Genomic DNA, 17,757 nt, shown 5'->3' on the forward strand with positions numbered 1-17,757 from the left:
GTCAGCCGGGCGGGGTCACCCGGCGGTGTGTGCCGTCCCGTCCTCGGCGCGGTCGCCCGGATGACCGAGGACCAGCACGAGGAACCACGGCTTGCGCGACAACTTGTCGAACCTCTTCCCGAACTCCTCCCGCCGGGCCGGGTCGGCTCGGGGTTCGTACAGCTCACGCAGGGCGAGTCCGGCGCGGTGCACATCGGCGACCATGCGGCCGAGCGGGCGCCGGAAGAACCGGACGACCGGCGTGGGCGGTCCGAAGCCGGGCCATTCGTCCTGCAGTTCCTCGACGCGGAAGTAGTCGCCGCTGGGGGACATCTCGAAGTCGTTCAGCGGATGGTGCGTGGAGAGCACCACGGTGCCTCCCGGAGCAAGGACCCGGCGGAACTCGGACAGCGCCGGAACCCAGTCCTCCAGGTAGTGCAGGGTCAGCGAGGACACCACCACGTCGATGGAGGCATCGGCCAGGAAGTCCAGCGGCTCGCGCAGATCGTGCACCCGCACCTCGGCCCGGTCGCCCAGCCGTTCGCCGGCCAGCTTCACCAGGGTGGGACTCGCGTCCAGCGCGACCACCCGCGCCGCCCCCTGGTCCACCAGCCAGCGCGTCAGCTGGCCGCCCGCGCATCCGGCCTCCAGCACCCGCCGCCCCGCGAGCGGTGGACACTTGCTCTGCACCGCGGGACGGTCCAGCAGCGTGTTGTAGATGTTGTCCGCACTGCCCCGGTCGTACTGGACGGCGAATTCCTCGTAGCTCCTGTCGCGAGCCATGGTGCTCCACTCCTCATCGCACTCGGCGACGGCCGGGCACCGATGCCCCGCCCTCCGCGTGCGCGCCGCGGCGGCCTCCTGGGCGACGGTCCCCGGCCCGCCGGCCGGGCCGGCAAAAGCGCCGTCCTCCGGCAACCTATCGCGGGGTCCGGAGCCGGCGTCGGAGGCGTTTCGTGCGGCGGAACGGAATTCGTCGGGGACCGCCGCACAGGTCGCGTCCAGGAGGTCCAACGCCTCCTCGGCCTCCTCGTCGGTGGCCACCATCGGCGGGAGCAGGCGGATCACCTCCGGCCGTCCCAGGCACGGGGACACCACGAGCCCGCGCCGGCTCAGCTCGATCAGGACGTCACCGGCCGCGCCACCCGGGCCGAACTCGACGCCCCACAGCAGCCCTTGGCCGCGGACCTGGGTGACCAGCCCGGCGTGACGGCGGGCGATCCGGCGGAGCCCTTCCGCCATGAGGCCCGCCAGCCGCTCGCCCCGCGGCGCGAGATCCTCCACCGCACGCAGCGTGGCGCTTCCCGCGGCGGCCGCGAGGGGGTGGCCCGAGAACGTCGTGGTGTGCACGAACGGGTCGGTGGCCAGCGGCCCGTACAGCTCCTCGGTCGCCACCAGTGCGGACAGCGGCTGGACACCGCCGCCCAGCGCCTTGCCGAACAGCACCGCGTCGGGCCGCAGCCCGGCGGCGACGCTCAGCGCCCGCTCCCCGCACCGCCGCAGGCCCGACTGGATCTCGTCGGCGATCACGAACGCCCCGTGCTCACGGGCGGCAGCGGTGAGGGCGGCCAAGAACGCCGACGGCAGTGGCCGGACGCCGCCCTCGCCCTGCACCGGTTCCACGATCACCGCGGCGACATCCCCTTCCGCGAAGGCCCCGGGCACCGCTTCCGGGTCGGCGGGGATGTGCGCCACCCCGCCGAGCAGCGGCTCCAGGGACTGGCGGTAGCGCCGGTTCCAGGTGGCGGCGAGCGCCCCCAGCGACTTCCCGTGGTAGGCGCCCTCGACGGCGACGACCCGGGTCCGGCCGGTGGCCAGCCGGGCCAGTTTGAGCGCGGCCTCCACGGCGTCGGACCCGTTGAGACCCAGCCACACCCTGGTCAGACGACCGGGGTCGGTGTACTCGACCAGCTCGGCCGCGAACCCGGCCGTCGTGCCGTTCGCCAGGACGCGGGTGGAGACCGGCATCGCCTCCAGTTCCCCGCGGACCGCACGCAGGACGCCCGGATGCCGGCGGCCGAGCAGCGTGACCGCGTAACTGCCGAAGTCCAGCGCCGACCGCCCGTCGGAGAGGACGACCCTGGCCCCGTCCCCGTGGGATTCGACCGCCCCCGCGCCGTTCATGCCGTACACCAGGGCCAGCCCCGGCGAGAGGTGCGCCCGTACCCGGCCCAGCACGGTGCGCGCGTCCGGGCCCGCCCCCGCCCGCTCCGGCGCCGCACTCACGCGCGCCCGCCTCCCGCCGGCACGGCCGTGGCCACCGCGGGGCCCGGCGCGCCGTCCCCGGGTGCGCCGAGGAGCTGGACGAACCACTGGTGCACGGCCGCCGTCGCATAGCCGCCGGACGGCAGAAAGAACGAGAGGGCACAGGCGAAGCGGCCGGGGTGCAGCGGATCCGGCTCGACGCGGTGTACCGAGATGTGCGTCTGCAGCACGGTCGGGCGTGCGGCGGTGCTGCGGACGCACACCCCGTCCGTCCACCGGTAGCGCACGTAGTCCAGCTCCGGGCAGCGCGCCGCGAGGCCGAGCACCGCGCCGCGCGTGGTCGCGAAGGCATAGGGCAGGCCCGCCCGCTCGACGTGGACCACCTCCGCGCCGACCGGTTCCCGGAGCAGGGCCCGCACCTGCGCATTCCACTCGTACGAGGCGTGCGCGCATCGGTAGAAGACGGGGATTCGAGGATCCAGACGCTGCCAGAATTCGTGGGCGGGCCCCTGGTGGTCCAGGGCCTGCGCCCCCTCGGCGGACCCGGAGCGGCGCAGCAGGTCCAGCGCCGTGTCCTCGTCGCCGGCGAGCAGGGCCCCGCCGATCAGATGGGTCTGCTTGGGGCCGCCCGGCACCCCGAAGCGCTGCGTGTCGTAGTAGTTGACGAAGAAATGGGTGTGCCGTCGGGGGCCCTCGGCCAGGGCCGTGGCCGAGGGATCGTCCAGGTCCCGGACGATCAGCCGGAAGCAGTTGCCGTCCAGCTCTCCGGTCCGCAGTGCCGTGGTGCCGGTCCCGTGCGGCGCCACCTGCCAGGCGCGGTCCTCGCCGCCGGAACGGCCGCGCGCGTTGGCGCGTTCGACGTCATCGGGCGACAGTGCGGCCCGCACCGAGACGAACTGCTCCGTGATGCCGTCCTCGTCCTTGAGCCCGGCCGCCGCCACGTCCTGCACGTCCACGCCGAACTCCTCGGCGAGTGCGCCGAGCGCCTCATGAGTGGTCAGGCCGCGCTTCCACAGCAAGAGGTAGGTGTGGGTGGACGCCTCGGGCGGTGCCGTTTCCAGTCCGAGGGTCTCGGTGACGCGGAAGTCCTCCGGCAGGACTTTGAGCAGGGGCAGGTGCATCGGGTCTCTCCGGACTCTGGACAGCTGACGGGCAGCCGCTCGGTCGACAGGGCGGGGGCAGTGCCGGGCGAAGCTCCGGAGCGTGCTCGCCGGGGCACGGGAGCCCCCGGAGAGGTCCGCCGGACACCCTCCCGGGTGAGCCGCTCTCCGCGCGCCAGCCGCCGTGGTGACCGGTGGTTGCGCCCTGCTCGCGCGGAGGAGCGTCTACGGGTGACTGCCGCCCGCTGCCTTCGGCGTTCCCGTACCCGGACGGGGAGCCCGACCGTCCGGCGCACGGGCCGGAAGGGCGCCTCGCCGCGTACGACCGACACGACGACCACTGAAGTGGATCACATGGGATTCATGAGGTGACAGGTGAAGACTCAATGGCGTCGAGCCGTGGCGGCAGTTCTGCCTGGGCAAGTTGTACCGGTCGGCCGCTGCCCGGATAAGGGCCGTTCCGCGCACCGGAACACTTCCCGGTCCTCCTTGCCGCGCGATCTGCCGCCTGCCTACGGTGACCGGGCTGTCGGGCCCGTGGACGTCCGCTCCCCAGCTCCCCCGCTCCTCGTCAAGCTGCGCCGGGAGGCCCCAGACCGTCATGGAACACACCTCTGTACCGGCCGCCTTTCCGGAGCGGCACGTTCTCGAAGGGCGCTTCCAGAAGTTCCTGGAGGAACGCGGCCTCGACATCGGCGACGTGATCGGCGAGACCGATCAGGGCCTCGGCCGGCCGGCGCTCGCCGTGGCCGCCGGTTCGGTGCTGGCCGGGTTCGGCAACCACCGCAGCGACCTCGATCTCCTGGTGCTCGTCGAGAACGATCAGCTCACCAGGTTCCCCATCCAGTCGCACCGGCACGGCACCCTGATCGACGTCAACATCCGCCAGGCGAGCGCGGTCCGGGACCGTACCGCGCGCCTTCGTGACAGCTCCTGGCCCCGCTTCGCCTCGGTCACCCAGGAGGCGTGGAACCACCGGCGCCGCACCATCAAGACCGCGAGCAGGCTGGCCCTCGGCCTGCAGCTGCTCGTCACCGAGCCGTGGGAGAGCTGGCACGCCGGCCTGCGGGAGCCCTGGCTCGCGCGGGTGGTCGGGCAGTGGTGGACGGTCGAGGCGCACCGGCTCGCCCGCGCCGCCCGACTGCTCGCCGCCGACCGGCCGATGGCCGCCGCGGTACGGGGCCGGGAGGCCGTCGTGGCCGCCCTCAACGCCCGGGCCGCCGCTGCCGGACGGATCTACTTCACCGAGAAGTGGGTCGGTGAGAAGCTCAGGGCCGCCGGGGACCATGCGTCCCTCGCCCTCCTCCGTGAGGTCCTCACGCCACCGCTCGCCCCCCTCGACCGGGTGGCGCGCTGCCTCGCTCTGGTCCATGAACTGACCGCCCCCGAGGCGCCCTTGCACGCCGTGCTGCGCTGGGCGACCGGTATCGGCACGGCGCAGTTGGACGACCGCACGGTCGTCGACCGCTGGCAACTGCGCGCGCTGGAGATCCCGCGCACCGACCTGCCGCCCGCCGATACCGACGACATCCTCTGGTCGGGACCGCCCGACGCCGACCCGCCCGCGGACATCAAGCGGCTGTTCGTGCACGACATGCTGTGGCTCGGCATGGCGATGCCGAACGAGGAGGTGTCCGGACGATGACAGCACCGCACACCGAGACCCACGAGCCCCTGCCGGAGGTGCGCCGGCTCATGGCGTTCCGCGCCCACGGGGCGGTTCGCCTGCTGCTGAAGTGCCGTGCTGCACAGGAGGACGTCGAGGGCGCGGTATCGGCGGGACAGCCCGAGGTCGCCGTCCTCATGGCCTACGACCTGGTGCAGCTCTCCCTCTCCGTACGGAGTCTGCGCACCCACGGCGAACTGATCTACACCGGTGAGCAGGCGGGCTTCGACCCGTTCGCCGGAGTGCCGGCGCCGGACGTCGAGGACGGTCTGCGGCTCGCCGCCGCCGGGCTGGAAGCCATCCCCCAGGGCCGGGGCGAGGAGTGGTTGGACCGGCTGCGCGCCCATCTGGACGTCACCGAGGAACAGCTGGGCTACGCGCAGAAGCTGCCCAACGTCCGCGCCGGCAGCGGTCTGATGAAGGGGTTCAAACTGGCCCGCACCTGGTCGCCCCATCTGGAGCGGCTCGGTCTGCCGGACGTCATGCCGAGCAACTGGACCCGGCGTGCCGACTGAACGCCGCACCGCCCCCGCCCCCGGCCCCGACGGGACGGGCGACGGCCCCGCGCTGACGCTGCACGGCATCACCAAGCGGTACGGGCCGGTGACGGCGCTGAGCGAAGTGGACCTGGACATCGCGCCGGGTGAGATCGTGGGCCTGCTCGGGCACAACGGCGCCGGCAAGACGACCCTGATGTCCATCGTGGCGGGGTTGCTGCGTCCGGACACCGGGTACGTCCGGGTCCTCGGCAGGGACCCGGTGCGGGAACCGCACGAGGCCCGGCGCCGGCTCGGACTGGCCCCCCAGGAGCTGGGCCTCTACATGCCGTTGACGGTGCGGCAGAACCTCCTGTTCTTCGCGGAGCTCGCCGGACTGCGCGGCCGCGCGGCCGACCGCCGCATCGAGGAGGTCGCCGAGCCCCTGGGGCTGACCGAACTGCTCACCCGGCGGGCGTCGCGGCTGTCCGGCGGGCAACAGCGGCGGGTGCACACCGCGATGGCCCTGGTGCACCGGCCGCCCCTGCTGCTGCTGGACGAGCCGACGGCCGGGGTGGACGTACAGACCCGTGAACAGCTCCTGGAGATGGTCCGCACCATGGCTGCCGAGGGCACCGCCGTCTGCTACTCCACGCACTACTTGCCCGAGGTGGAGACTCTCGACGGCTCCGTCGCCGTGCTGAACGGCGGCCGCATGATCGCCCGCGGCACGCTGAAGGAACTGGTGAGGCGGCACGGCGACAGCGGCGTCGAGCTCTCCTTCTCCGGCGGCCCGCCCGACCTGTCCCTGCCCTGGCCCGTGGTGCGCGACGGCCGGGTCCTGCGAGTGAGCGTGGACCAGCCGCATCTGGCCGTGCCGCAGGTGATGGAGGCCCTTGGCGAGGCGGCCGGCGAGCTGGTCAACCTCAGGCTCGTCCAGCCCAGTTTGGACAGTGTGTTCCTGCGGGTCACGGGACGCCGGTACGACGCGGCCGCCGAGGAGGAAACCAGATGAACCAGGGTTCGCCGGGACGGATCGCCGCTCTGGTCCGGCACGACATCCGGCTCCAACTGCGCGACCCGGCACCGCTGCTCGTCCGTACCGTGATGCCCCTGCTCCTCATGGGATTCATGCAGCCCCTCTTCCGTACGGCGCTGCGGGCCGAGCAGGTCGAGGGCGCCACGGGCGCGGAGCAGGCGGTACCCGGCATGGCGGTCATGTTCACGTTCTTCCTGGTGAACCTGGTGGGCTTCGGGGTCTTCCGGGAGCACGGGTGGAAGACCTGGGACCGGCTCCGGGCGGGACTCGCCAGGCCCGGCGAGGTCATCGCCGGCCGTGTCGTCGTCCCGCTGGGCATCGCCGTGCTGCAACTCGCGGTGGTGTTCTCGACCGGCGGGCTCCTGTACCGCCTGCGGGTCAGCGGGTCGTGGCCGGCGCTCGTGGCGGTCGGCGCGGCACTGGCGCTCTGCGTGGTCATGTTCGGCATGGCGCTCGTGTCGCTGTGCCGGACGGTCTCCCAGCTGGCCGTGTTCGCGAACCTCGCGGCGCTGCTGTTCGCCGGCCTCGGCGGTGCGCTGACACCACTGTCCGCCCTGCCGGACTGGGCGCGTCCGCTCGCACCGGGAGTGCCCAGCTACTGGGCGATGCGCGGCTTCACCACCGTCGTCATCGACGGCGGCGGAGCCGGTGCGGTGCTGCTGCCCGTGGTGGTGCTGCTCGGCTTCTCCGCCGTATTCGCCGCGGTGACGCTGACGTTCTTCCGCTTCGAGCACCAGAAGGTCTCGTGGTCATGACGGCCGGGAAGGCGGACCCGGGGGACGACGTGGATGACATGGACGACGTGGACGACATGGATGACGTGGACGACGTGGATGACACGGCACCCAGCACGACAGTGGTGGTCTTCGACTGCTTCGGCACGATCATCACCGAGCGGCGCCCCATGCCGGGCCCCGACGACTTCACCCGGGCGGTCGCCGAGGTGCTCGCCTTGGACCGGAGACCGGCCGACGAGGTCGTGAAGGAGGTGTTCACCACGTTGTACACCGCACTTGTCGACAAGTCGGCGCTCCAGCCGGCCACCCGCGGCCTGCTCGACACGGCCCTGCGGAACCGGGGCGTGGTCCGCCCGGCGGCGGACCTCGACCGGGCGCTGTGGCGGGCCCTCGGGTGCGAGGACGACGAGCGGTACGAGTTGTGCGAACCTGCCGCCGAAGCCATGCGCCGGACGGCCGAGGCCGGGCACACGGTCCGACTGCTGTCGAACTGCTACCTCCCCGGCGGCCTGATGCGCCGCCTCCTGACCGGCCTTGAGGTCCCCCAGGTGTACGACCGTGCCCACTTCACCGCCGACGGCGGACCGAAGAAGCCGGATGTCCGGGCCTTCGAGCTGATCACGGCCGGCCCGTTCGGGCGCAGGATCATGGTCGGCGACTCCGACGACAACGACCTCACCCCGGCCCGCCGGCTCGGCTGGGACGTGGTTCCGGTGGATCCCGGCCGCCCGGACTTCGGGGAGCTCTCCAGGCTGCTGTTCCGTGACGCGCCGGAAATCCGTTCCGTACAGAGAAACACCCGCTGATCGACCGGCCACCCGCGGGCTAGCTTTGACGGCACATCGGCACATCGGCACCCGCACCGCAGGGCCCGTCCCGCCCTTCCATTCCGCGCCATGCCGAAGGAGTTCCCTGTGAGAGTCCTGGTCATCTGGCCTCCTCATGTACCCAGTTACTTCAACGCGGGCCACCACACCCCGCTGTACATGACGGCCCGGCACCTGCGCCGACTGCCGTCGGTGGACCGGGTCGACGTGCGGGACGCCGGTGTGCTGAACACGCACTGGAAGGCGATCGGTGATCTCCTCTACCAGGGCCGCTACGACGTCATCGCGATGATGAACGACTTCGACGCCGTCGACGGCTTCGAACGGTTCACGGCTTACGCCCGCGAACTGTCCCCGGACAGCCGGCTGATCACCTTCGGCCGGCTGAGCAGCATGAACCCCGGCTTCTTCCAGCGGTACGGGCTGGATGCCATCGTCCGGTCCGGTGACTACGAGCCGGGCGTCGCGCACTACGTCGAATCCCTCGCCACCGGTACACCCCACGCCGCCCTGCCCGGCGTCGTCGTACGCGACGGGGAACGGTGGGCTCCGCCCTCGCGCGACGGCGACGGCCTGGCCCCCGAGGAGTGGACGCTGCCCGATGTGCGGGAGATCCCGTACGAGCACTACGACCGGCTCTACGTGCGGGACGAGGACAAGTTCTGCGGCATCCCGTTCCGCCGCGAACTGGTGGTCCCGGTGGCCCGCGGCTGCCCCATCGGCTGCGAGTTCTGCGAGGTGCACGAGATCTTCGGGCTCCGCGAGCGGCGGCTGTCCGTCGACGCGACCGTCGCGTACATCGAGGAGAGCCTGCGGGCCCTGCCGTTCGAGTACGTCTCGTTCTACGCGCCGACCTTCACGCTCGACAAGCGGTGGGTGCGGGAGCTGTGCGAACGGTTCCTGGCCGGCCCCGTGTCGCCGCGGTGGAAGTGCGCCACGACGGTCCACCATCTCGACGCGGACCTGGTGGAGTTGATGGGCAGGACGGGCTGCGTACGCATCTCGGTGGGTCTGGAGACCCTCGAACCCGACGGCCACGGCTCCCTGCCCCGGGCCAAGCGGATCGAGGAGGAGAGGTTCCGGGAACTCGCGGAGCAGTGCGCCCGGGCGGGCATCGAGCTCAACGCCTTCGTGATCATCGGTCTGCCCGGCACCGGACCGGAGGGAGCCGGACGCACCCGGGAACTGGTGGAGCAGGTGGGCGCGCGCTTCCGCCCCACGATGTACACGCGCCTGCACGACATGACTCCTGCCATGACACCGATGCAGATCAGCCGGTACAACCGTCACCTGATCGCGGACCCTGACCACGCACCGGACGACGGCCTCTACGACTTCCTGTTCGGCCGGGAGCTCCGGGTGACGTCCGTGCACGAGCGGATTCCCACGGCCGCCGCTCGGAGCGGCGCATGAGCGTGCCGCCGGCCGCGCCGCTCGCGGACGCCGTGCCGTTCCCCACCCGGCCGGCGGTGTGGGGGCTGCCGTGGGAACCCCGGTGGCAGCGGGCCGGTGTGCTGAACCTGAAGAGCTGCGAACTGCGTCACCCCGTGGCGGCCGAGCTGGTGTCGGCGGCGGCGCACCGGCTCGGCGCCGCGGACCTGATGTTCTACCCGTACCAGCAGAACCTGGTAGCCGCGCTCGGCGACCACCACGGTCACGAGCCGTCCGGCATCCTGCTCACGGCCGGCTCCGACTCCGCCGTCGGTCTCGTCGTCGACGCCCTGGCGACCGGCGGTGGGAGCCTGATCCTGCACGAGCCGGCGTTCGAGAGCTGGCGCTACTACGCGGCCCTGCGCGCCGTCCCCGTCGTGAGCTGCGCCGCACTGGAGGCCGGGGCCTCCCGCCTCGAACTGACCGGGCTGCACCGCACAATGGCGGACCACCCCCCGGCGGTCGTGGTGCTCACCAACCCGGCGAGCCCGTCCGGCCTCGCCCTGTCACCGGCGGAGATGGCGGAAACGGCCGAACGCGCCCGGCGGGCCGGGCATCTGCTCGTCGTCGACGAGTGCTACGGCGCCTTCACCGGCATCACCCACGTCCCGCTGGTCGCCTCGTCGCCGCACCTGCTGGTCCTCCGCTCGTACTCCAAGACCTTCGGACTCGCCGGGGCGCGTATCGCCTCGGTCTTCGGATCGCCCGCGCTGGTGTCCTACCTGTCCCGGTTCCGGCCGGACAGCACCGTCTCGTCCACCGCACTGGCGCTGCTGCACACCCTCCTCCAGGACGTGGACCGGTTCGCCGAGGTGTGGCGCGACGTGCGGGCCATCCGCTCCGACTTCGTCCGGGAGGTCCTCGCCGCACACCCCGGGTGGAACGCACTCGACCCGGGCGGCAACTTCGTGACGTTCCGGACCGGTGACCGCGCCCTTCCCCTGCGGATGGCACGCCACCTGGACAGCCACGATGTGCGCATCCGCGCGCTCGACGACGTGCCCGGACTGGAGGGGTGCCTGCGGATCTCCCTTGCTGACGCGCCCACGATGCGGAAGGTGGTCGCGCTGATGAACGACCCGGTGGCCCCGCGATGACCCCCATGGCTGCGTGCAGGATCGTGGTGCTGGGCAGCCCCGGCAGCGGCAAGTCGACCTTCAGCCACGCCCTCGCGGCCGGCACCGGCCTGCCCCTGATACACCTCGACGACCTGTACTGGCGACCGGGCTGGAGCAGGCCCCCGGCGCCGGAGTGGGAGCGGACGGTCGCGCAACTCGCCGCAGGACCGTGCTGGATCATCGACGGCAACTTCGCCGGCACCGTCCGGCAGCGCGTCGAGCGGGCGGACGCCGTGGTCCTCCTCGACCGGCATCCGTGGTGGTGCGCGGCCGCTCTGGTACGCCGCTCCCTGCGACTGCGCAGGGACGCGCTGCGGGGGCGGCAGCCGCGGGACTACCTGCCCGCCGGACTGGCGGCGGACGACCCACCGGTGCGCAGCCTCACCTCCCTCGTCCGCAAGGCCGCCGGATTCCGTGGCCGCGAACTGCGGGCGATGCGCTCCGCGCTGGCGGCCTGCGCCGCACCGGTTCTGCGCTGCCGCAGCCGCCGCTCGGCGGAGCGGCTGCTGCGGCACCTGTCGGCGCGGGTCCGCCCGCTGCCGCCCGCTCGCCCCGGGACCGAACCGGCGCCCGTGTGCACCTGCGCACAGCGGCGCCACCACGGCGGTCCGTACCCCCATCCGTCCCCTTCCTTTTCCTTGTCACGCCATGCCTGCCCGGTCCGGGAGAGGAGCACCTGAGCATGGACAACCGCGCAGAACAGGAGCCGCCGCCCCACAGAGCGCTGCTCGACTCCGGCTGGCACACCGACTGGGCTCCGGGCAGCGGGCCGGACGGCGCCCCGGGCCCGGACCGGATTCGGCAGGTGGCCGCGAGCGGCTTCGCCGCACTGGCGATCCCCCGGGACTTCGGCGGAGCCGGTGCCGGGCTGGTCGAAGTGGCCTCCGCACAGCGAGCCCTGGGCGCCGTCGACCCGTCCGCCGCCATCGCCCTGAACATGCACTCGTTCACCGTGGGGCTGATGGCCGACTACTGGCAGCGCCACCGGGACACCACCTGGATGCTGCTGGAGGGCATCGCCGGGTCGCACGCCCTCGTCGCGTCCGCCTTCGCGGAGCCGGGCGGCAGCCCCAATTTCATGAGCAGCCGGTCGCCGGCGGTCGAGACCGGCAAGGGCTACCGGGTCTCCGGGGTCAAGTACCCCTGCTCACTGGCCTCCACGGCCACGCTGGTGTGCCTGACCGCCCGCGTCGAGGCCACGGACGAGACCATCCTCGCCCTGTGCCCTGCCGCCTCTCCGGGCGTCACGGTGGAGGGCGACTGGCCGTCCATGGGCATGACCGGATCGGACACGGCCAAGCTGGTGTTCCGGGACGTCGATATCGACGACCGTCTTGTCTTCCACCGGGGCCCGGCCGACGTCATCGACGACACAGTGATCTCCGGAATGGTCTGGTTCTCGGTGCTGCTGAGCGCCACCTACCACGGAGTCCTCAGCGCCCTGCTCGACCTGGCCTACCGGCAGGTGACCGGTTCCGGCCGGTACGGGACGCGCGTTTCCCTGCTGGGCCGCGCGACCAGGGAGGTACTGACGCTCGGTGGTGCCTGCCGCCAGCTCGGCCGGGACTTCGAGGACGGCGGGCTCTCCGGTCGCACGGCGCTCGCGGCGGCCCTCGCGCTGCGCGCCACGCTCAGCGACGTACGGGACCGGGTCGTGTCGGCCGTCACACCCGTGGTCGGGAGCCGCCTGTACACCCGCGACCAGCCCGCCGCGAAGCTCCTGGTCGACTCCCTGGCCGCACACCACCATCCGCCGAGCCTGCTCGTCTGCGACCAGGTCGTCGGAGACCACTGCACCGGGCGTGAGATCAGCTTCGATCCGGCCGGTTGAGCCGGCCCGCACACCCCGGAGAACCGTCCCGCGAGGAGAGAGAGCCGGCAATGCCCCATGTCGAAGTGAATCTGCGCATCCAGGCATCGTCCGAGGAGACGTGGCGAGCCGTCACACGGCTGGAGGACTATGCCGCGTACATGGAGAACGTCGAGTCGGTGACCGTACGTGGTGCGTCGCACGGCAAGCGCGTCAGCGAATGGTCCGTGCTCCTCAAAGGGTCGGTGCTGGAGTGGGTCGAGGAGGACCAGCTCGACGAGACGACACGCACCATGACGTTCCACCAGGTATCGGGGGATCTGGACCAGTTCACCGGCTACTGGCGGGTGGATCCGCAGGACGTCGACGCGTCCCTCGTCACGTTCTCCGTGGACTTCGAGATCGGCATCCCGCTGCTGGCCGACATGCTGAACCCGGTCGCCACCAAGGCACTGAGGGAGAACTCCGAGCAGATGCTCCGGGCGATCGAGAGGCGGCTCGTCGTCTCGTGACCGCCCCCGCACGCATTCTCGTCACGGGTGCCACCGGAGCGGTCGGCGGCGCCGTACTGCGCCGGCTGACCGCGGCGGGGCACGACGTGTACGGGGTTAGCAGTCACGGCGGCCGCTCCCCGCGCCAGTTCGCCTGGCGCATCGGCACCGAGGAGCCCCCCGGCGCGCTGCGCGGCCCCTGGCGCGCGGTGGTCCACTGCGCTGCCGACACCCGCTGGAACCTCTCCACCGAGGAGTCGGAGCAGGCGAACGTGGCTCCGTTGCGTGCCCTGCTGAAATGGATGGACGAGGACACCCGCCTCATCCATCTGTCGTCCTCCTACGCGACCGGACTGACCGGCAGCGTGCAGCCCACGTCATCCGGCGCGTACCGGAACACGTACGAATGGTCCAAAGCCGCGGCCGAGCGGTTGATCGCCGCCGAGTGCCCGACGGCGGACATCGTGCGCTTCCCCATCGTGATGGGTGCCCGCGAGGACGGCTTCCTGGACCGCTACAGCGGCTTCTTCTGGCTGCCGTCCTCGCTGTGCACCGGAGCCGTCCCCGCACTGGTCGGTGACGAGGACGCGTACCTCGACATCGTCAGCACCGACGACATCGCCGGGCACATCCGGGAACTGGTCGGGGGAGACCGGCCTGCCGGAGCCAGGGTTTCGGTACTGGGCCGCGGCGACCGCGCACCGCGCGTGGCGGAGGCGTTCGACACCATCCTGACCGCACTCAACAGCTGGCGCACGGAGCACGGTGTGCCGGCGCTGGAGCAACTGCGCTACGTGTCGGCGGACCAGTGGAACCGCTTCTATCTGCCTTTCGCACGGGAGTACTTGGACCGGGCGCAGCTGATGCGCGTCACGGCATTCCAGGCGTACCAGAGCTACCTGTCGATCACCGATCCCTTCGAGGTGACGCACCGGACGGAGCCCATCACGTCCACGCTGTACCGTTCCATGCGCCGCTGGGCCGAGACCCATGCGGCGACCGCTCGCCGCGTCCCGAGGCCCTGGCGTCCGTGAGCCGGCTTGTGGGCGCGGTGCGCTGTGTGGTGGCGAGCGCCTGGCCCGCGGCGGCGGCCGGGGTGGTGTCGTCCCTCTCGGTGCCGGCCCGGGCGACGTGCCCGTCGGGGGGGATCAGGGCGGCCCGCACCTCGGCCCGGACTGCCGGGGACTGGCGGAGGGTGCCGGTATGCACGGCGAGTCCCGGCCGCCGAAGGCCGGAGAGCGCGCCGTCGGCGGACAGGGCGAGCAGGACGTAGGTGTCGGTGCGCAGCAGGGCGAACAGACCGCTCTCGGAGCCGGTGAAAGCCAGGTCCGGGGCGCGGTGGCCGGAACGCCTGCTGAATCACGCCTGCCCTATGGGGCTCACCTAAGGTATGCGGCATGACGCTGCAGCTTGTTCAGGTGAACTTCAAGGCCCGGGACGACTCGGCGCTCGGCCGGTTCTGGGCGGAGGCGCTCGGCTGGGGTGTTTCCAGCGAAGGGCCCGGCGTCACCAACCTGGAGCCCGTGGGCTTCGACTGGCCCGACCCGTCCGCCGTCTGCATCGATCTCGTCCGCGTCCCGGACCCGGAGACGGTGAAGTGCCGCGTGCACATCGAGCTCGCCACCACCTCCGACGCCCATCAGGCGGAGTTGGTCGCACGTCTGGCGGAGCTCGGGGCGACGCCCGCCGATGTGGGCCAGGGCGCCGACGCGCCGTGGACGGTGATGGCCGACCCGGAAGGCAACGTGTTCAGCGTCGTGGAGCCCCGGGAGCTCTACCGGGACACCGGGCCGATAGCCGCCGTGGTCGTCGACTGCGCCGACCCCCGGGCCATGGTCCGGTTCTGGGGCGAGGCGATCGACTGGACCATCCACGAGCTGACCGACGACCGCGCCCTGCTGCGCTCCGTCAAGGGTGTCGGGCCGTACCTGGAGTTCCGCCGCACGCCCGACGACGAGGTCGTATGGACCCGCATCCATCTCGACCTGATGTCCGACCCCGTCGAGGATCAGGCGAGGGAGGTCGCCCGGCTCGAAGGCCTCGGCGCGGTACGGGCCGACGTGGGTCAGGGTGACGTCTCCTGGGTCGTCCTGGCCGACCCGGCGGGCAACGAGTTCTGCGTCCTCGGCCGGGGCTGACACGGAACTCCGCCCGCACCCTCATGGCAGTGCGGCAGTGCGGCAGTGCGGCAGTGCGGCAGTGCGCGGCGCCGAGGGGGCCGCTCTGCCCGGCCGCCAACTCACGACAGCCTGACCCACGCATACGGCAGGAGAGCCCCAATTGCTCCGGGTGGCCCTGAGTCGGCGAGTGGCGGAAGGGTTCGCCGACGTGTACCGATGTGCCAAGAAGGCCCTGTTCCCAGGCCGGCGTCATGGTGAGGCTTGTTGGCAAGACCCCAGGTCAGCCTTGGCTTGAAGTGACATAGATCGACAGTGGTCACAACTGACGATCACAGCAGCTTGCCTTCGCGCGTCGGCCGGGCAAGTGCCCGGCCGACGCGCCGCTTTGGGGGCGTCAGCGAAGAGCCTGGGTGATCCGCTGGCGGAGGCGTTCGTCGCTGATGCTGTTGGCTCCGAGCCAGGCGGCGTCCATGACCTCTTCAGTTTGAAGGGCCCCGACCTCAGCGTCGGTGTGGAAGAGGAACCGGAAGTCGATGTGCCTGTGCTCGGGCTCGCCCCTGGCGTCGTTCGCAGGGATGGGGTGGGTGTCGATATGGAGGGGGCTGTCGCTCGCGGGAGTGACCGTGTCGGCGGAGATGCCGGTTTCCTCGGCCAGCTCGCGCAATGCTGCTTCGAGCAGGGATTGGTCCAGACTCTCCAAATGGCCCCCGGGCAAGAGCCATTTGCCGGTGGCGAGGTGGTGGATGTGCAGGATGCGCCCGTCAGGACGGGCGAGGATCGCACCGGCGGTGGCGTGGCCGCTGAACTCGCTGCGGGAGGCGAGGTCGGCTCCGGTATCCAGGAGGCAGAGCGCGGGGGCGAGGTCGGGCTTTTCCTCGGGGTGTTCGTCGAGGTAGGCGGTCAGGGTGGTGCGGATATGGGCTTCTGTGATGGGCAAGTCGATCACCTGTTGAAGTAGGAGAGCCAGGTCGCCGCGATGGCGGCTCGGTCGTCCGCGTTGGCCTCGTGCATGCCGGGGGAGAGGTCGGTGCGGGTGAGCAACCTGATCCCGGCGAGGATCTCGGCCTGGATCAGGAAGATGAACGGTCCAACGCTGGCACCGTGCAGAAAGTTGACGGCGTTGCCGCCGTTCGCCAGATAGAAGTAATGGCCGGTGGTCTGGTAGCGGGTGACGTGGTCGCCGACCATGGTCCGGGTGTAGACGTCCGGCAGGTTGCTGAGCTCCAGTTCGTCCTCGCTTGACGTGACGGTGGCGACGTAGGCGCCGTTGCGCAGGTGCCCGAAGTCCTCGCCGTGCAGGGAGATCGCGCCCGTCGCGCAGAGCACCAGCCCGGCACCCCGCAGCGCGTCCTCCCGGTCGCGGGCGACGGTGAACCCCTGGGACAGAGCCTGGGTGCGGCGGACCGGATCGATGTCATGGACGGTGACCTGGACTCCCTTGGCGTGCAGGAGGCGGGCGATGGAGCTGCCGAGTTTGCCGAAGCCGATCACCAGGGCGGGGCGGCCGTGGGGGATGTCGCCTCGGCCGCGCATCACGGCTTCTGTGGAGAAGACCACGGACTGGCCGACCAGGAAGTCCTCGGGGTCCTTGAGCGGGGAGCGGGCCACCGAGATGATCGGGCAGGGCAGCTTGTCGAGGTCGTCGTAGCGGCGGTGGCCGTTCTCGGTGTCCTCGATCACTCCGAGGATCTGGCCGGAGAAGCGGCTGTGCAGCTCAGCGAGGGCCGGGGCGAAGTAACCGCCGACATCCAACAGCACGACTGGTTCGCCCGCGGCGCGGGATTCGAAGTAGTCCAGCGCGGCATCGGGATCGGCGAACAGCTCACGGGAGAGCGTGTCGACCGGGATGGTCTGCTCGACCTCGCGCTGGGCGGCGGGAGTGACGGACTTCGGCTTGGGCAGGACGGCCCGCAGTCGGCTCATCCCGGCGACCGCGCTCGGCCAGTAGATGGGTCACCAGGAACGAGGTGACCTGGTCGGTGGGGGCGAACTGGGCAGCGATTTTGGCGAAGTAGGCGTCCAGTCGAGCGCGTTCGAAGGTTTCCATGGCCGTTCCCTCTCGTCGGGAGTCAGAGCAGTGCATGGGGCTGGAGTTCAGGTGGGGCGGACGAGGCCGAACAGGAGGCGTCCTGTTCGGCCAGGCCACCCAGGGCCGCAGAGACCTGCAGCATGCGGCCCTCAATGGCAGCCGCGGTGTCGTGTTCGGTGTGGCCGGCGGGTGGGCGAAGAAGAGATGCGCGAGATCCGTGTCGGCCGGGTCGACGCCGAGCCAGGTCCAAGCGCCCAGGAGGGCCGGCAGGCCGGGCCCGGGTCCCTGCAGCGGCCGACGGGGCGCAGGCGGTCAGCACGGGGCCTCCTGAATGGTTGGGGCGGTTTTGAAGCGCGACCAGACGACCTTGCCCGCTACTCCGCGATCTTCGATGCCCCAGTCATCGGAGAGCATGTTGACGATGTGCAGGCCACGGCCGGAGACGTCATCGTTGGTGGGGCGACGGAGCCGGGGCCGGTGGGGGCCGGCGTCGTGGACCTCGATGCGGACGATGGTGTCCTCGGCCCTCATCGTGACGTGGAATCCCTGGCCGCAGGGTGTGCCGTGCGTGAGGGCGTTGGTAGCCAGCTCGGAGACGCAGAGGCGGATGTCATCGGCCCGTCCCTCCAGGTCCCAGACGGCAAGGGTGCACAGGACGAAATCACGGACCTGACCCACGGATTCGGGGGCAGGGGCAAAGAATCGTTTGATGGCATCGGGCATGGTGAG

At 71.4% G+C, this 17,757-nt stretch carries 16 protein-coding genes and 2 pseudogenes; 12 read left to right on the plus strand and 6 right to left on the minus strand.

Annotated elements, in window-relative coordinates:
- Positions 1-15: 15 nt before the first annotated feature.
- A complete protein-coding gene (locus ACF088_RS25595; RefSeq protein ID WP_392378120.1) occupies positions 16-2,205 on the minus strand; it encodes an aminotransferase class III-fold pyridoxal phosphate-dependent enzyme in 2,190 nt (729 codons plus the stop codon).
- A complete protein-coding gene (truD, locus tag ACF088_RS25600) occupies positions 2,202-3,305 on the minus strand; it encodes a tRNA pseudouridine(13) synthase TruD (protein ID WP_392378122.1) in 1,104 nt (367 codons plus the stop codon). Before truD ends, ACF088_RS25595 begins: the two co-directional genes overlap by 4 nt.
- Positions 3,306-3,885: 580 nt before the next feature.
- Here truD and ACF088_RS25605 point away from each other — a divergent pair.
- The 11 genes from ACF088_RS25605 to ACF088_RS25655 all read left to right on the plus strand — a co-directional run bounded on the left by ACF088_RS25605 (position 3,886) and on the right by ACF088_RS25655 (position 13,913).
- Positions 3,886-4,929, plus strand: a complete 1,044-nt coding sequence (locus ACF088_RS25605) for a hypothetical protein (RefSeq protein ID WP_392378124.1) — start codon at positions 3,886-3,888, stop codon at positions 4,927-4,929.
- On the plus strand, positions 4,926-5,465 hold the full coding sequence (locus tag ACF088_RS25610) for a hypothetical protein (protein WP_392378126.1): 540 nt from the start codon (positions 4,926-4,928) through the stop codon (positions 5,463-5,465). Before ACF088_RS25605 ends, ACF088_RS25610 begins: the two co-directional genes overlap by 4 nt.
- Positions 5,455-6,441 carry an ATP-binding cassette domain-containing protein gene (locus ACF088_RS25615; RefSeq protein WP_392378127.1) on the plus strand — a complete coding sequence of 329 codons (987 nt, stop codon included), beginning with the start codon at positions 5,455-5,457 and terminating at the stop codon, positions 6,439-6,441. Before ACF088_RS25610 ends, ACF088_RS25615 begins: the two co-directional genes overlap by 11 nt.
- A complete protein-coding gene (locus ACF088_RS25620) occupies positions 6,438-7,220 on the plus strand; it encodes an ABC transporter permease (protein WP_392378129.1) in 783 nt (260 codons plus the stop codon). The genes ACF088_RS25615 and ACF088_RS25620 overlap by 4 nt, the downstream gene beginning before the upstream one ends.
- Entirely contained in the window at positions 7,217-8,008 is a 792-nt protein-coding gene (locus ACF088_RS25625) for an HAD family hydrolase (protein ID WP_392378130.1), read from the plus strand. Before ACF088_RS25620 ends, ACF088_RS25625 begins: the two co-directional genes overlap by 4 nt.
- Positions 8,009-8,116: 108 nt before the next feature.
- Positions 8,117-9,442 carry a B12-binding domain-containing radical SAM protein gene (locus ACF088_RS25630; RefSeq protein WP_392378132.1) on the plus strand — a complete coding sequence of 442 codons (1,326 nt, stop codon included), beginning with the start codon at positions 8,117-8,119 and terminating at the stop codon, positions 9,440-9,442.
- Positions 9,439-10,557, plus strand: coding sequence for an aminotransferase class I/II-fold pyridoxal phosphate-dependent enzyme (locus ACF088_RS25635; RefSeq protein WP_392378134.1), 1,119 nt, complete (start codon positions 9,439-9,441; stop codon positions 10,555-10,557). The genes ACF088_RS25630 and ACF088_RS25635 overlap by 4 nt, the downstream gene beginning before the upstream one ends.
- A gap of 5 nt (positions 10,558-10,562) precedes the next feature.
- A complete protein-coding gene (locus ACF088_RS25640) occupies positions 10,563-11,258 on the plus strand; it encodes a hypothetical protein (RefSeq protein ID WP_392378135.1) in 696 nt (231 codons plus the stop codon).
- Between the two features lie 2 nt (positions 11,259-11,260).
- A complete protein-coding gene (locus ACF088_RS25645) occupies positions 11,261-12,409 on the plus strand; it encodes an acyl-CoA dehydrogenase family protein (RefSeq protein WP_392378136.1) in 1,149 nt (382 codons plus the stop codon).
- A gap of 50 nt (positions 12,410-12,459) precedes the next feature.
- On the plus strand, positions 12,460-12,900 hold the full coding sequence (locus tag ACF088_RS25650) for a type II toxin-antitoxin system RatA family toxin (protein ID WP_392378137.1): 441 nt from the start codon (positions 12,460-12,462) through the stop codon (positions 12,898-12,900).
- Complete coding sequence (locus ACF088_RS25655) at positions 12,897-13,913, plus strand: NAD-dependent epimerase/dehydratase family protein (protein WP_392378138.1); 1,017 nt, start codon at positions 12,897-12,899, stop codon at positions 13,911-13,913. The genes ACF088_RS25650 and ACF088_RS25655 overlap by 4 nt, the downstream gene beginning before the upstream one ends.
- On the opposite strand, the pseudogene ACF088_RS25660 reads toward ACF088_RS25655, so the two are convergent.
- Positions 13,825-14,217 (minus strand): annotated as a pseudogene (locus ACF088_RS25660) (hypothetical protein); the annotation flags it as partial. The gene ACF088_RS25655 and the pseudogene ACF088_RS25660 overlap by 89 nt on opposite strands.
- 59 nt (positions 14,218-14,276) lie before the next feature.
- Here ACF088_RS25660 and ACF088_RS25665 point away from each other — a divergent pair.
- A complete protein-coding gene (locus ACF088_RS25665; protein WP_392378139.1) occupies positions 14,277-15,017 on the plus strand; it encodes a VOC family protein in 741 nt (246 codons plus the stop codon).
- A 376-nt stretch (positions 15,018-15,393) separates the two neighbouring features.
- On the opposite strand, the gene ACF088_RS25670 is transcribed toward ACF088_RS25665, so the two are convergent.
- From ACF088_RS25670 to ACF088_RS25680, 3 genes and pseudogenes are all read right to left on the minus strand, one after another.
- Entirely contained in the window at positions 15,394-15,945 is a 552-nt protein-coding gene (locus ACF088_RS25670; RefSeq protein ID WP_392378140.1) for an NUDIX hydrolase, read from the minus strand.
- A pseudogene (locus tag ACF088_RS25675) lies at positions 15,942-17,046 on the minus strand (NAD(P)-binding domain-containing protein). The gene ACF088_RS25670 and the pseudogene ACF088_RS25675 overlap by 4 nt, the downstream one beginning before the upstream one ends.
- 294 nt (positions 17,047-17,340) lie before the next feature.
- Positions 17,341-17,751 (minus strand): ATP-binding protein, encoded by a 411-nt coding sequence (locus ACF088_RS25680; RefSeq protein WP_392378141.1) that lies wholly within the window; start codon positions 17,749-17,751, stop codon positions 17,341-17,343.
- Positions 17,752-17,757 lie beyond the last annotated feature (6 nt).

Source organism: Streptomyces sp. NPDC015125, assembly GCF_043080045.1.
Classification (GTDB): Bacteria; Actinomycetota; Actinomycetes; order Streptomycetales; family Streptomycetaceae; genus Streptomyces.